Source organism: Bacillus sp. MT94 (genome assembly GCF_058792475.1).
This window is the reverse complement of record NZ_JBXAEZ010000001.1, coordinates 627,433-642,705: the sequence shown is the minus strand read 5'-3', so window position 1 is coordinate 642,705 and position 15,273 is coordinate 627,433. Positions and strand designations below refer to the sequence as shown.

16 protein-coding genes are annotated in these 15,273 nt (G+C 32.3%); 7 read left to right on the top strand and 9 right to left on the bottom strand.

Annotated features, from left to right (window positions below; translation table 11 throughout):
* Positions 1–208 (bottom strand): exosporium leader peptide-containing protein (locus AC1Q51_RS03165; protein ID WP_492331363.1); only part of this gene is annotated, 208 nt, incomplete at its 3' end.
* Between the two features lie 215 nt (positions 209–423).
* Here AC1Q51_RS03165 and AC1Q51_RS03160 point away from each other — a divergent pair.
* Positions 424–1,092, top strand: coding sequence for a BclA C-terminal domain-containing protein (locus AC1Q51_RS03160; protein ID WP_141526274.1), 669 nt, complete (start codon positions 424–426; stop codon positions 1,090–1,092).
* Between the two features lie 366 nt (positions 1,093–1,458).
* Here AC1Q51_RS03160 and AC1Q51_RS03155 read toward each other — a convergent pair whose 3' ends face one another.
* Positions 1,459–2,073, bottom strand: a complete 615-nt coding sequence (locus AC1Q51_RS03155) for a helix-turn-helix domain-containing protein (protein ID WP_130813712.1) — start codon at positions 2,071–2,073, stop codon at positions 1,459–1,461.
* A gap of 55 nt (positions 2,074–2,128) precedes the next feature.
* On the opposite strand from AC1Q51_RS03155, the gene AC1Q51_RS03150 reads away from it, so the two are divergent.
* The 5 genes from AC1Q51_RS03150 (at position 2,129) to exsF (ending at position 5,748) form a co-directional block, all read left to right on the top strand.
* Positions 2,129–2,713 (top strand): LysE family translocator, encoded by a 585-nt coding sequence (locus AC1Q51_RS03150; RefSeq protein WP_048558440.1) that lies wholly within the window; start codon positions 2,129–2,131, stop codon positions 2,711–2,713.
* A gap of 179 nt (positions 2,714–2,892) precedes the next feature.
* Positions 2,893–3,675: a glycosyltransferase family 2 protein gene (locus tag AC1Q51_RS03145; protein ID WP_000598282.1), complete on the top strand. Its 783-nt coding sequence runs from the start codon at positions 2,893–2,895 to the stop codon at positions 3,673–3,675.
* 383 nt (positions 3,676–4,058) lie between these two features.
* Complete coding sequence (locus AC1Q51_RS03140; RefSeq protein WP_000774116.1) at positions 4,059–4,331, top strand: hypothetical protein; 273 nt, start codon at positions 4,059–4,061, stop codon at positions 4,329–4,331.
* Positions 4,332–4,574: 243 nt separating this feature from the next.
* Positions 4,575–4,859: a DUF4183 domain-containing protein gene (locus AC1Q51_RS03135; RefSeq protein WP_001123247.1), complete on the top strand. Its 285-nt coding sequence runs from the start codon at positions 4,575–4,577 to the stop codon at positions 4,857–4,859.
* 385 nt (positions 4,860–5,244) lie between these two features.
* Entirely contained in the window at positions 5,245–5,748 is a 504-nt protein-coding gene (gene exsF / locus AC1Q51_RS03130; RefSeq protein ID WP_090976548.1) for an exosporium protein ExsF, read from the top strand.
* 635 nt (positions 5,749–6,383) lie between these two features.
* On the opposite strand, the gene AC1Q51_RS03125 is transcribed toward exsF, so the two are convergent.
* From AC1Q51_RS03125 to AC1Q51_RS03105, 5 genes are all read right to left on the bottom strand, one after another.
* Positions 6,384–8,180 (bottom strand): ABC transporter ATP-binding protein, encoded by a 1,797-nt coding sequence (locus AC1Q51_RS03125; RefSeq protein ID WP_016081661.1) that lies wholly within the window; start codon positions 8,178–8,180, stop codon positions 6,384–6,386.
* A complete protein-coding gene (locus tag AC1Q51_RS03120; protein ID WP_097925449.1) occupies positions 8,173–9,927 on the bottom strand; it encodes an ABC transporter ATP-binding protein in 1,755 nt (584 codons plus the stop codon). Before AC1Q51_RS03120 ends, AC1Q51_RS03125 begins: the two co-directional genes overlap by 8 nt.
* A gap of 221 nt (positions 9,928–10,148) precedes the next feature.
* Positions 10,149–10,745, bottom strand: coding sequence for a DUF1349 domain-containing protein (locus AC1Q51_RS03115; protein WP_090976545.1), 597 nt, complete (start codon positions 10,743–10,745; stop codon positions 10,149–10,151).
* 33 nt (positions 10,746–10,778) lie between these two features.
* A complete protein-coding gene (locus AC1Q51_RS03110) occupies positions 10,779–11,666 on the bottom strand; it encodes a GNAT family N-acetyltransferase (protein ID WP_090976543.1) in 888 nt (295 codons plus the stop codon).
* Between the two features lie 258 nt (positions 11,667–11,924).
* Entirely contained in the window at positions 11,925–12,614 is a 690-nt protein-coding gene (locus AC1Q51_RS03105) for an MOSC domain-containing protein (protein WP_001262982.1), read from the bottom strand.
* Between the two features lie 156 nt (positions 12,615–12,770).
* Between AC1Q51_RS03105 and AC1Q51_RS03100 the strand changes: the two genes are divergently transcribed.
* Positions 12,771–13,673: a LysR family transcriptional regulator gene (locus AC1Q51_RS03100; RefSeq protein ID WP_053564520.1), complete on the top strand. Its 903-nt coding sequence runs from the start codon at positions 12,771–12,773 to the stop codon at positions 13,671–13,673.
* 96 nt (positions 13,674–13,769) lie between these two features.
* Here the strand turns inward: AC1Q51_RS03100 and AC1Q51_RS03095 are convergent, their stop codons facing one another.
* Positions 13,770–14,021 (bottom strand): hypothetical protein, encoded by a 252-nt coding sequence (locus AC1Q51_RS03095; RefSeq protein WP_000936604.1) that lies wholly within the window; start codon positions 14,019–14,021, stop codon positions 13,770–13,772.
* A gap of 63 nt (positions 14,022–14,084) precedes the next feature.
* Positions 14,085–15,209 (bottom strand): C45 family autoproteolytic acyltransferase/hydrolase, encoded by a 1,125-nt coding sequence (locus AC1Q51_RS03090; RefSeq protein ID WP_090976539.1) that lies wholly within the window; start codon positions 15,207–15,209, stop codon positions 14,085–14,087.
* Positions 15,210–15,273 lie beyond the last annotated feature (64 nt).

Below are 15,273 nucleotides of genomic sequence, written 5' to 3'. Positions count from 1 at the left end.
CGGTTGCTCCCGTTATTCCAGTTGGGCCTGTTGCTCCGGTTGCTCCCGTTATTCCAGTTGGGCCTGTTGCTCCGGTTGCTCCCGTTATTCCAGTTGGGCCTGTTGCTCCGGTTGGAATATAAATTGGTGGAAGAATCGGAAATGTAGGTCCAATATTTTCTGGTCCTATCATCCCCTTATTCAATGATAATTTGTCATTGCGTTTCAAGTTAATACCTCATTCCACATGTTTTTTAACCCATACATATCATTTAGAACTTATCATTAAAGAATAACTTTATAACTATTCTCTTTTCTTCTCATAATAATTATTACATGTATTAAACATTTTACCGTTGCTATAGCCACTATTATTAATATAATAAATTGATCATTCTATTTAAAAAGTAGTAAATCTATAACATTCTTATTTAAAAAGATGAGGTGATTTATATTCAAGATAATAATGAAATTAGAAAAAAGGAACTAATGTCAATGGCTCTTGACATTATTTTCCCTTACAGGCTTACGGGGCCTACCGGAAGTACTGGACCTACCGGAAGTACTGGGCCTACCGGAAGTACTGGACCTACCGGGAGTACTGGACCTACCGGGAGTACTGGACCTACCGGGAGTACTGGGCCTACCGGAAGTACTGGACCTACCGGGAGTACTGGACCTACCGGGAGTACTGGTTCAATCGTTACAACAAACTCTATGTTCGCTAATAATACATCAGGTGGTTCTGTTTCAGTCGTATTAGGAGGAACAAACATTCCACTTGCAAATAACCAAAGTCTCGGTAATTTTACAGTTAACGCTTCAAATGACGTATTTACAATTCCTGTAACTGGAAGATATCATTTAACCTATCAAGTTAATACGACAACCGCTCTACTTGCTGGAACTAGACTACTATTAAACGCTTCTACGCCAATTCCTGGCTCTATTTTTTCTCCCACTTTATCCACTTCAAATTATAGTAATAACTTAATTACTAATTTAAATGCTGGTAATACAATCTCACTACAATTATTTGGTATATTATCCGTCGTGAATTTAGTTGGAGGCGGATCAACAGGTGCCTCTCTTACAATTATACGAATTGATTAAAAAAATGATTCATTCTTTTTATAATAAACAATCTAAATACTCAATTGATAAATATTACGATAGTGATTAAGTAATAAAAATAAATTTTACTATATCCATAGTAGAAAACATCTATACTAAATTTTCCGTATATATATTATCAATTTACACTTCACCCATGTCGATGTTACATTAAAGATGAAGATTGTTTCTTCTTTACAGACCATCTCAATATGTATTTGAGGAACATCTCCAATCCTATACGCGAGAGCAATACTATATTGACACTCAATTGAGTGTCTTTTTTTATATTCAAAAAATAAAACCATCTCTTATAGATGGTTTTAACAATACATATTTACTTTTACTCTTTATATTATTGCCAGCTTATAAAGCTGGATAATAAATAGTCATACTTAACCGAGTTAATGTTCTTCCTGAATTAGTATAAGTATGCGGTCTATCCGCCTTAAAGCGAATTGAGTCTCCATTATTTAACGTATATTGACAATCATTTATGTCAATTGTCAATTTCCCTTCAAATACCGTTATAAACTCTTCTGTTCCTTCTTTATGCGCTTCTGAACTTAATTTCCCTTCTGTATCAATTTCAACCATATAGATTTCAAAATTCCTATCATCTTGGAAAGGAAATGAGGGATACACCTTATATCTCCCATTGTCTTCAGACAATACTTGAACATCATTTCGTAAAACTACTTTCGTATCAGGCTGTGGATTATTAATTAAAGAGGTAAATGATACTTTCAAACCATTAGCAATTTTCCATATTGTTGTTAGTGTCGGGCTTGAATCTCCTCTTTCTATCTGTCCAATCATTGTTTTACTTACACCTGTTAATTGAGAGACCTTTTCTAAACTTAATTTTTCTTTTTCACGTATTGATTTTAAATTTTTTGCCAGAATAAGTTGAATTTCTTCCATAAAAAACACTCCTACACTGTATACAATATAACGACCGTTATGTATAATAAAAAGCACACGTTATATTGTTCTTTTTGGTCATTATAACACACAAAAAATAGGGGGTTTTGAAATGCCTATATTTTCTTTTTTGTTATTTGTATTTATAAGTAGCTTCACACCTGGTCCCAACAATTTCTTAGCTATGACATACGCAAATCAACATGGATTAAAGAGAAGCATAAACTTTTGCTTCGGAGTAGCTTTTGGTTTTTTCATCCTCACTTCTTTATGTAGTTTTTTTAATATTGTATTAATTAATATTATCCCTTTAATTGAATTTCCTTTAAAAATTTTAGGTGTCGCGTATATGCTATATTTAGCCTTTAAAATAATTACTAGTAAAGGCGGTGCAGATCACAATGAAAAAAATAATAAAAACTTATTTACAGTGGGTATTTTCATTCAATTTGTTAATCCAAAAGGAATATTATTCGGACTCACAGTAGTCTCTACTTTTATACTCCCCTACTACAATTCATATTCAAGTTTTCTGCTTTTCTCATTATTTCTAGGTATAGTCGGTTTACTGAGTACATTTAGTTGGAGTTTATTTGGTTCAATATTCCAAAAATTATTAGTAAAACATAACCAATTATTCAACATGATTATGGCTGTTTTATTAGTTTTCAGTGCCGTTTCAATCGTTATACACTAATTCGATGCTCATTTTAGATTTTGTACTTTTTAATACCACTCTTTATCAATCAGACTACTTTATATACTAATCCATCCACATACCCTATGTGGTTTAAAACTTTTAAGAGGAAACCTTCTAACAATAGGTTTCCTTCCATATCATATTAAATAAGAAGCAGGTTAAATACGGAGGTGATTTTGATTAAGACTACTTTAATTTCTCATTTTTACAATGAAGAATATTTACTTCCATGGTGGTTAATGCACCATACAAAGCTATTTGATCATGGCATTCTTATTAATCGTGGATCCACTGATCGTTCAGTTGAAATCTGTAAAACATTCGCTCCTAATTGGGAAATACGAAACTCAAAATCACTCGAATTTGATGCTTATTTAGTTGATCAAGAAGTTATGGAAATTGAAAGAGAAATTCCAGGATGGAAAATGGTATTGAATACGACAGAATTCCTGTGCTGTTATAATAAAGAACAATTTTTTAAATCACTTAGCACTATGGGCGGCAATATGTTTTCAATAAGAATGATTATGATGATTGATGAACCGACTTATGGCTACACTAATCCAAGATATAGTTCTCCGCTTGTTAAACAACGTTATCACGGCATAATAATTCAACCTAATCCAAATCAACTATATCTTAACGGTAGATTAATTCACAATAATTCGCACGGGAACTATAGAGTCGGGAGACATGGTTCGCATTATCCTTATAGCATTTACATGGAACCTGCTTTTATTTTTAAATTTTTTTACAGTCCATGGAACGATCCAATGAAAAAACGAAAATTACAAATTGGGCCGACTCTTTCTCAACATAGTGTACGACGTGGATTAGGTTCTCATCACTTAACAACAATTGAAAAATTAGAAAAAAAATACAAATACTATGCAACCTTAACTACGGATCTCCGGTTATTCCCAGAATACCAAATTATATTTCCTGATCTTTGTCCTTAATGTCATGAATATTTAGTTTCGACATCTATCCGTTTTTTATTAACATACCAACTCCAACTAAATACTTTTCTCTAGTAGAAATCTGAGCTAGAACTCTTGCAGCACGCAAATTCCTCTTATTTAATCTCGTATCACTAGCCTATAATCTTTCATACCATTTCATTAAGCACTTGATGTTGGATCAGAAATAAAAAATGGTAATTCATTTGGAAAATTTTCAAATTCAGATTATATACCTTCTAAAACAAAGAATTCAAACAATAGAACCTAAACTAATGTTTTAAGTTATGGCTTTATTTTTTTATTATTCACTTTAAAATCTTTTTATAATAATATTGAAAAATACGGTATAATATAAATTACTGTGCTTTAGGAGGATTACAATGGCTGATAAGTATAAATTTTTCATTCTCATTGTTACCGCATTTTTTTCATTCTTTTCTTTAATAAAAGATTTTCGCAACACTTCAAAAAGTTTCTTTTGGGGTAGTTTTATCATTCTTACAAGCTTCATGATACTATTAATACATGCTCTAGATTTAACTCAAATACTTTTTTATCCAAAGCAAATTGCGCTTGAATTTATTACAATACCACGGAAATTATTTTTACCATCTGTCACTGAGGCCGCCAGTCTCCCTCCAACACTAAGATAATAATTTGATTAAGAGCTCTTTCTAAAAGCGCTCTCTTTTTTTTACATAAACATACCATATACAAAATCCAACCTTAACCACTTAATTACTTATAAGAACCTAACTTATAAAACGCATAATAATTATACTTATTTACTAGTATACAAGCCGTATCTCTTAGTAGAAGCACAGCATATTATACGATACAGGACAAAACTTTCAAAACACTTGTCCGAGTTAATTTTCAAAAAGGGGTGAACATAAATGCCTATCGTTAAACCTTTTATAGCTGGAAGACGATTTGTAAGTACAGCCGCAACAGGAACTGCTGCTGGTGCAGATTTAACTTTTGCTAACACAGACTTCACTGATGACACTGGTGCTGTAACAACATTCCCTGCTTCTTATGCCTTTTTAACACTTTATATTAATGGTGTTATTCAAACAGGTGATACTATTACTGGTGTAACTACTACAGCTGCTACTATTGTAGGAGGAGCAGTCCTAGATGGAGGCACTCCTATCGCAATTGAATTTACTATAACGTAAATTTAGTTTTCTTTTTAGAGGTTTCATTGAAAGAAACCTCTAATTTTAAAAATTCACATCAATTTTAGTAGCAACTACATAATACAGTGCACATACTAGATAGAATGATAGAATTTTATACTCACTCTCAAAAAGAGCACTTATCTATAGCGATCTTTTATATAGCGCAATAATTTTTCGCCTATTTGCTCTTGGAGAACCGACTAAGCAGTTAGTTAAATTAGCTAACTGCTTTTTCCATATAGTATTTATTATTATTCATAGCTTTATCCGTAATAGTAATGCTTGTGCACTATCTACTATAAATTTTCATATATTGTATTATGCTTGTCCAAAATGTGAAGTTAATACTCACGAAATCTAAATACAAGAAAGGAGTGAAAATATGCGCTCATCCATTTGTAAATTCGCTAATTTTAATTGTGAAGCACAAGCACCTAGTTCACTACCTGCCCTAGGTTTTGCCTTCAATGCTACTTCACCTCAATTTGCAACATTATTTACACCACTACTATTACCTAGTACAGGCCCAAATCCTAACATTACTGTCCCTGTAATTAATGATACAATTAGTACTGGAACTGGTATTAAAATTCAGGTAGCTGGTATTTATCAAATTAGCTATACATTAACGATTAGCCTTGATAACGTTCCATTAGCCCCGGAAGCAGCTCGCTTTTTCTTGACATTAAATTCATCGACTAATATTATTGCAGGATCCGGATCCGCAGTCCGTTCTAATATTATTGGAACTGGTGAAGTCGATGTATCAAGTGGGGTCATTCTAATTAACTTAAACCCTGGTGATTTAATTCAAATTGTCCCCGTTGAAGTAATAGGTACAGTAGATATTCGTTCTGCAGCGTTAACAGTTGTGCAAATTCGTTAATAAAGTGAAACTTTAATCAGCCCTCACCTAACTTCTTTGCTTCCGCTGAATTTTAAGGTGGGGGTCTTACTGTCCGGCAAATAGCAGGATAAAAACAAAAGACTTAGCTAATTAACATTTATTGTTCCTTATACACAATATCTTTTTATAGATTTGACACACATTTATATTAAACAAGCATATTTTATTGTATGACTATATAGTCATACAAATCTAAAGCGTTCATAAAAGCACACTTATATGTGTGCTTTATTTTTAATTAAAACCTACAACATTCTCACACAATATCCATATATTATCTTGATTCCTCTCTAAATGTATGGTTTGTCTCAGAGCGCTTTTAACAGCGCTCTTTTTATTTAAACTCCGATTTTTAAAGTTCGATTTTATGATTTACGTTATTATACACATGCCACGCTACTTTTGAAACAAGGTATACATCCAAAGACTGTAAGTGAACACTTCAGTTATAAAGATATGTTCATAACATTAAATCGCTATTCACATGTTTTGCCTGGAATGCAGGTGGATGCTGTTAAAATATGTAGTGAAAGACCATTTGGATAGTAATATTTGTAAATATAAAAAATGCGGTTTCTCCTCTCAAGAGAAACCGCAACATATCAATGCTTTTACTATATTTTAAACTGACTCGTATACAAATCAAAATAAAACCCTCTATCTTCCATGAGAGATTCATGATTCCCTCTTTCTAAAATATTTCCATCTTTTATAACAAGAATTTGATCTGCTTTTTCAATTGTTTTAAGTCGATGAGCGATCACAAAACTTGTGCGACCTCTCATTAAATTATTTAGTCCTGCTTGTATTTGTAATTCTGTTCTTGTATCAATATTTGATGTCGCTTCATCGAGAATTAATATATCTGCATCTGCTAAAATTGCTCGTGCAATCGCTAGAAGTTGTTTTTGCCCTTGACTTAAATTCGATCCTTCTGAAGCAATTTCTGTTTCATATTGATTTGGCAAATGCTTAATAAAAGAATGTGCAGATGCTGCCTTAGCTGCAGTGATAACTTCTTCATCAGTAGCATCTAAGCGTCCATAACGGATATTATCCATAATCGAACCAGCAAATAAATACGTATCCTGTAAAACTACTCCTATTTTACTTCGTAAAGAATTAATATCATAATCTTTTATATCTTTTCCATCAATATGAATTTGTCCTTGCTGTATATCGTAAAAGCGAGTTAACAAATTAATGATTGTTGTTTTCCCTGATCCAGTCGGACCAACTAAAGCAATTGTCTCTCCTGGCTGCGCTTTAAGACTCACTTCTTTTAAAATCGTTTTATTTTCTGCGTAGCCAAATGAAACATTCTCAAGTGCAACATGCCCTTGTAAATTTTGTACAACGAATGCGTCTTTTTTATTTTGAATTTCTGGTACCTCATCCATAATTTCAAAAACACGTTCTCCACCAGCAACTGCCGCTTGAATTGTATTCATTAAAGTCGCAAATTGACTTAGCGGTCTTGAGAATTGACGAGAATAATTAATAAAAGCCGCAATAACTCCTACTGTTGTCATTCCGTTTAAGACCATAACTGATCCAGTCCCAATGACAAGGCCCATACCTAAATTATTAATAAAGTTCATACTTGGAAAAATAAAAGCTGAAAATGTATCAGCCTTCGTAGCTGAAACTCTTAGCTGTTCATTAATTTTATTGAAATTTTGTACAGTTTCTTTTTCTTTTCCGTACAACGTTGTAACATCCGCACCTGTAATTGCTTCCTCAATAAATCCATTTAATTCACCTAAATCTTTTTGACGCTTCGCAAAGTTTTTACCACTATATGCAACTAGTTTTTTTGTAACGTAAAACATAATAGGTACTGTAATTAAAGTTACAATTGCTAAAATCCAATTTAAGGCGAACATTGCAATCGTTACACCTATAAAAGTTAATGCTGATGAAATAATTTGTACAACGCTTTGTGTCAAAGCTTGATTCAAATTATCTATATCATTTGTCACACGGCTCATTAAATCACCTTGAGAACGCACATCAAAGAACCGTAAAGAAAGCGTTTGGATTTTCTCAAAAATATCTTGTCGTATTTTTTGAATTGTTTTTAATGCAACGTTAATCATGACAAACGTTTGTAACCATGTTAAAAGTACAGTTACACCATAAATCGCGATAAGTAACATACACATTCTTGCTGTACCACTTAAATCTTTCGGTACAATATATTGATCTATAATGACTCCCATAAAATAGGGACCTAATAATCCAAGTAATGTAGTAACAACGACTAGAAATATAACAAACATAAGAGCAGCTTTTTGATAGCCCATATAGTTCCATACCCGCATTACAGTTCCTTGAGCATTTTTAGCTTTTCCCATCTTTGGGGTGTTTCGTCCACCTTTATTAGCAAATTGTCCTTGAAAATTACGCATGTTCTTCCCCACCTTCTTTATCTAAATTACCACCTTGGGAAAGATAAATTTCCTGATAAACCTCACTTTGTTCTAACAATTGTTCATGTGTACCATTGCCAACTAATTCACCATTATCTAATACAAGTATTTTATCCGCATCCATTATGGAAGAAATTTTAGACGCAATTAATAAAGTTGTTGTGCCTGTATATTTTGTTTTTAAAGCTATTTGAATAGTAGCCTCTGATTTTGCATCAACTGCTGATGTAGAATCATCTAATATGAGAATCGGTGGCTTTCTCACAAGTGCCCTTGCAATTGATACACGTTGTTTTTGTCCACCTGATAGATTTGTCGCGCCTTGTGTTAAATTATATTGATAAGATTCTTCCAGCTTATTGATAAACTCAGTCGCACAAGCTGATGCAGCTGCTACTTCCAGCTCGTCATGTGTTGCATCTTCTTTACCATAACGTAAATTTTCTTCTATACTGCCTGAGAACAACAACGCCTTCTGAGGTACAAACCCTATTGAAGCACGGAGTTTTTGCAAATCATATTTTTTAACATCTATTCCATCTATACATATTTCACCATGATCCACATCATATAGACGTGGTAACAGTTTCGCTAAGGTAGATTTACCACTTCCAGTTGATCCAATAATCCCTACTTTTTCACCTTTTTGTATGCTAAACGAAATATCTTTTAAAACGTATTCATTATTTTTCGTATAGCTATAACTAACATTTTTAAATTCGATATTTCCTTCAATTTTCTCAGGTTCGATCGCATACGCTTCGCTTATAATATCAACCTCGGTATTTAACACTTGCTGTACACGATCCGCAGATGGAAAAGCTCGCGCAATTTGAATAAATACCATGCTAATCGACATAAGTGACATTAAAATGATATTCAAGTAATTAATAAATGCCAAAATCGCTCCTACTTGAAGCGTTCCATCGAATACTTTTTCTCCACCAATCCATAATGTTGCGACAATCCCGCCACTTACAACTAGCATAATGATTGGCATCATTAAAGAAATAAGTTGCACAGCTCGAATATTTATCTTCGTTAAATTTGTATTTACATTTCCAAATTGAGCGATTTCGTATTTTTGTCTTACATACGCTTTTATAACACGCACACCAGATAAATTTTCTTGTAGCTTTGTATTCACTTTGTCTAATGCCTCTTGCACCTTTTTAAATGTACCACTTGCTTTACTTGCAATTAAAATAATCGCAAGTAATAAAATCGGAACAACTACAAGTAATATTGGAAATAACTCTCGCGCTGTTACAAAAACAATAATTATACTTCCGATAAATAACAGTGGACCACGAACGAGAACACGTAATGTCATCGTCATTGCCGATTGAATGGAAGTGATATCATTTGTCACGATCGTTAATAATTTACCTGTTCCAAATGAGTCCCGATTATTACTAGAAAATGTTTCTATTTTCGCAAACACATCTTTTCGTATGTCTGTAGCGAAATTAACAGCTGCTTTTGTAGAATACATCATACACCCAAGCCCTCCAACTAAACCGAGTGCTGCTGCTCCTATCATAAGAAGCCCCATTTTTATTACATAATTTAAATCCCGATTTGCAATCCCAACATCAATGATATGTTGCATAATAGTCGGTTGAATTAAGTCCATCGCAACCTCAAGTACCATAAATAGCGGCCCAATAATAGCGAAGAACATGTATGGTTTTAAATACTGTAATAACTTACGAAATGATTTCATACATAATCTCCTTTTCCCATGAAATTACCACTGAATAATTCATATCCCTCCTTATTTAAGCTATATATTTTGTAATTTCTTTATTACTTCTATTATATTATGTAAATTAATATTTAACATTATTAAATGATAAGTATTAATGACTTTGTAGTCAATAAATGTGCTTTATATTATATAAATACAAAAACCGTATTCTTAATGAAAAGAATACGGTTTTTCATCTATATTTCTTCAATTGTAAAATGTAAAAACTCAGTCTCAAATCCCTTATTTTTAGAAGGACTACACGTGTAAAAACCTATTTTAACAGGCTCCTTCCCTATATCCTCCATTAAATGAGCGATTCTTATTTGTTCCCATTGATGGCCCTTTTTCACATATATTGTGTAATCACCGCTTTTTCGAATAATTCGAAAACGAAGTTGTTGCTTAGCTGCTTCAGTTGGATAATTTTGCGTTGACCAGTCAGAATATCCATTATTCGTTACGACAGCACCTAAGTGAGATGGCCCTTCAGGGATATATTCTAAAGATGTTTTTAGCCAACAGTTCTCCGAAATCATAACAAAAAGACCTGCTTGATCGAATTTTGAATTTGGATTCATACGTAACTGAACTTCAGCTTGAAAGTCTGTCATCATCTCATTATAAAATACATGACCATTCATTACTTCAAAACCATAATGTGTTTTAAGCCAAAAATCAGTTTCTGCTTTCGAACGGACAATAAACGCATGATTATCATTAATTTTATAGTATTCAGGTACATTCATTATAGTGAGTTGCTCAATATGTTCTGGTATATACGATATATTCATAGCTCCTCCATAATAAAGCATTTATATAGACATTTAAAACTCCGCTAATACTGGGAATTTATAACCTTTAAAATCTAACTCTTTATCACTTCGAACCATTAAATACTTGCTAGACTGTACTTCTGTAAACTGTACATCCTCAACCCCTAATTGATCCGGAGAAAAATAAAATTCGATTTCCGTAAACCTTTCATTGATTTCTCCACATAATTCATCTAAAACCGGAAGTACTGGCGCAAATACTCCAAATAATTTCAACTTTTCATTTTCTACTTCATAAACGATTAGAGCATCTAGTTTCTCTGAATAATACAATTTCTCATTCCATTCCGAATCATACATATTCAAATAAAATGAAGGATGGAAGTTTAAAGTTGAAAAACTATTTGAAAGTCTTTGGCTACTATCAATAGTTTCATGTATTAACTGTCTATTCTCTATATTATAGTAATCTAACTTTTTAAGTAGTGAATCGTTATTATTAATATTTTTATCATATGGTATAGTCATCAAATATTCCTGCACAACTTTAAATCCAAATGCTGTATATAGTTCAGGGTTTTCCGTAAACAATAATGCACATTCACATTTCTTATCGATTTCTTCTATCATTTTATCCATTAATTGTGTCATTAACCCTTGTCTACGGAAATTAGGGTGTGTCATTACTGATTGAATACCCGCCGCATTTATTTTTTCACCATTAATTAATAATGGGAGTGAAAATGCCGCAACATTTGCAATCACTTTATCTTCTTGTAAAAACGATAAAGCTTTATATGTATCATCCCAATATCCTTTATCCGAAAAATCATTCAATGTTTGAGTTTTAATTCCAAACACTTCTTCAAATAAAGGAAATAACTGCTCTCTTTTCGGTTCTTCTATTAGAATACTTGCCAATTTTTCAACATTCCCCATGTTGTACCTCCAAATGTTAAATTCCATTAAATTAGATATACTTATATGACCTACTCTTAAAAATAGAGGTCTTACCAATCAATATACTATCATAAAACATAAAAAAAAAGTCTAATTAATTTTATGTTTTGACTATTTGAAAATAAGTCGAATAAAACAATATTAAGATTTCTGGATATTAATTAGTTTATTATATAAAAATAGCGCCTTCTAATTAGCTTTTACTAATAGAAATACACTATTTATAATAAAATATTTTTATTCTTTTATCCCTTCAAGTCTTTCCTTCGTATTAATTTCTTCTCCACTTATACGCTTTTCAAAAGACTTTCTCCAACTACTTGAAAGTGCATTTACTTCTAATATTCTTTTTACCCCTTCAATATTTTGTTTTTCCTTATGCATGATACGATTAGCAAACGCTATTGAAACACCTTTCGGATCAGACTGTAGACTTTTTAATGTATCGACTGATGATACCCATCCTTCTTTTAATACACGAAAATAAAATCCTGTATATCCTGTTTCTTGAAAATATAGTGGTAACTTTGGAATATTATATTTTTTTGCTAATTTAAAACAAGGTTGCCTTGGTTGTGTTACCTGTACGATTGCCTCTCCGAGCTCAAACGTATCACCAATACAAACATCCTCTTCGCGCATACCACTAACTGTTATATTTTCTCCGAAAGCCCCATATACAAGATCTTGATTCAATTCTTTTTCCCAGTATGGATAGTGATCACCAGTATAAACACAAACTGCTTTATCTACTCCTCCATGATGAACTAAGTCCGCCTGTCCATCTCCATTAAATTTTACAAAGGATAAATATACCGGTTCCTTTACTTGTTTCTTATTTATGCCTGTATGAATTACTTTTCCGCCGTATATAACCTCTTTTGGTAATCCTATATTTAAAGATAATAATTGATATTCATTAGCCATTCTATTTCCTCCTTTAAAGGTGTTACATGTATTTTCTCTCGATTAATTTTTACAACCCTCTCTGTTACATAAAGATGATTATAAAACCTCTAAAATCATTGTTCAATTCAATTATTTATATAATAATGATAGGTATAACCTATCATTATACTTGAGGTGATTCCAATCGAATTACGACAACTTGAATACTTTTTAGCTGTTTCAAAAGAATTACATTTCACAAAAGCAGCTGAAAAATTAAATATTTCACAGCCTTCACTAAGTCAACAAATACGTGCATTAGAGCATGAAGTAGGAATGCCACTTTTCGATCGAATTGGTAAAAAAATATCATTAACTGAAGCAGGGAAGATTTTATTATCACATAGTAAAACCATTTTTCATGAAGTCGAACAAGCTCGTTCAGCTATTCAAGACCTAAACGGATTACAGCAAGGTTCCTTAACAATAGGGGCTTTGTTAACCGTCGTAAATTATTTACTACCAACAGCTATTTTAAATTTTAATAATTTATATCCTAATATAGAGCTTTCTGTATTAGGGCTTCGTACAGGAGATATTCGTGAAAAATTATTACAAAACGAACTAGATATTGGAATTACATTTCTCCCGGTGCAAGATAAAGAGATTATCTCCATCCCTCTATACAAAAGCAATCTTACATTGGTCGTGCCCACTGGTCATCGATTAGCTGAACGTAATCATGTATCTATTGCTGAATTACAGAACTACCCTTTAATTCTTTTACCTAAAAATTTCTTTTTAACCGAACTAATTACATCTCATTGTCAAAAGTTAAACTTTAAACCAAGGCCAATTTTAGAAATTAGTACGATGGAATCTTTAATCCAAATGGTTTCCAAAGGAATGGGAATTACAGTGTTACCCAAACCATATATAGACTTTTTACAAAATAAAAACATTCAAGCTATTAAAATAGAAAACCCTACTCCAATAATTGAAATAGGGCTAATTTATAGAAAAGATAAATATATGTGTGCTGCAACTCGAGAATTTATTGAGCAACTAAAAATCACAGTACGTTCTTTCCAAAACTAAACAAAAGAGATTATCCTATGAAACCGTTTCACAACAATTTAGTAGAATAATCTCTTTTCAAAACAAAGTAAACATTATATTTAACTCTTATAAACTTTAATGTACCTTTTTAGATATTGGAATATATTTAGTAAAATATGCACCAACTAGCAATAATACAATTGAAAATAACCAAGTAAAAGCACCGCCAAAATGAAACCAATATGCAAACATATTTAAGATTGCAAGTGAAAAGAAGCAAATAGAAGTTACCGCACTTTTCAATCCTTTTATCCCAGACTTTTTTCTCTTTTGATAAGCAATATACATCGCAATGACAAGAAAAAAGATAAGAACAAATGGTAACATAACTTTTAGTATTGATAATCCCTCCAGTATAAATGCACTCTTTACATCACCATCTTATCCCATTTATCTTTTAGGTATCAATTCATTCTTATCTTCCTTCCAAAAGTCAGTATAAGTTTTATTTTTAAAGTTCACGTTCACCTCAGAAAACGGCATACTTCCTCCAACTTTCAATGAATACCAGTCGTTTAAAAGTGGTGATCCGAAACAAATCTTCATTGTACGATCATGTAAATCGAATAATACAGAATGTAAAGTTCCAAACCATTCTTCATAGTTATGCACAGTAAGTCCAGCAGGATATTCTTCTTCTACTAACTTTTTTAAAGACTCTATGCTTACTTGTTCACATCTATTTAAATGCTCATGTAAAAGGTGATATCTCTTTGTTGATTGTTCTAATTTCCTATTATTTAATTTCTGAATTGATGAACTAACTGCATGGTTTGTTGATACAATAAAAGCTTGTTTTTCACCATCAATCGTTATTGTGGATTTATGACCGTCAAATATTTCAATATATGCTGCATTTAAAGGATCAGCTATTATTAAATTAATATTACTAGCAATTGGGATTTCTTCTATTAGTAACTTAGCTTCCTGCACATTTTTACATTTCTCCAACAACAATCGAATTACCGCAAAACATTGTAAACCACTCACCATTGGCTTTCTTAAACCTGCAATATTTCCTACTGGTTGACCACATGATGAAAATGTAACAGCTAATCCATGCTCGTTTATCCCTTCCGTTCGGCCAAAATATTGAGTAGAAAAGCCACTATGTGCATACGCACCTTCAACATGAGTTGAACAAAAACGCATATCATCTATTACTGGTGACAAATCATAATTCCTTAATACATATGTGTGCTCTAAATCGGTCTTTTTAGGTAATACTGCACAATGACTACAACCTGCTTTCAATAGTGTTTGATAGTAATACATCATATTTTTTGAAGGGATTTTTAACACTTCACAAAACCCCTCAATTTCTTCATTTATGCCTGGACAATGTTTGTTTAGTATATTTCTCGATTCTGTCCAATGGTTATTAGATATTACATTTTCTTCGTGTATAAATTGCGGGATGAGATACGGATTTTGTTTCACGAATTCCCCTTGTTGCTTTCCAATCTCATAATAACTTCCTTTTAATGATGAAAAATACCCCTTTACTTGATACATCAAACTCCCCCTCACATTGGATATATCCATATCGTACCAAATGAATTTCATTCATCCTTGATGT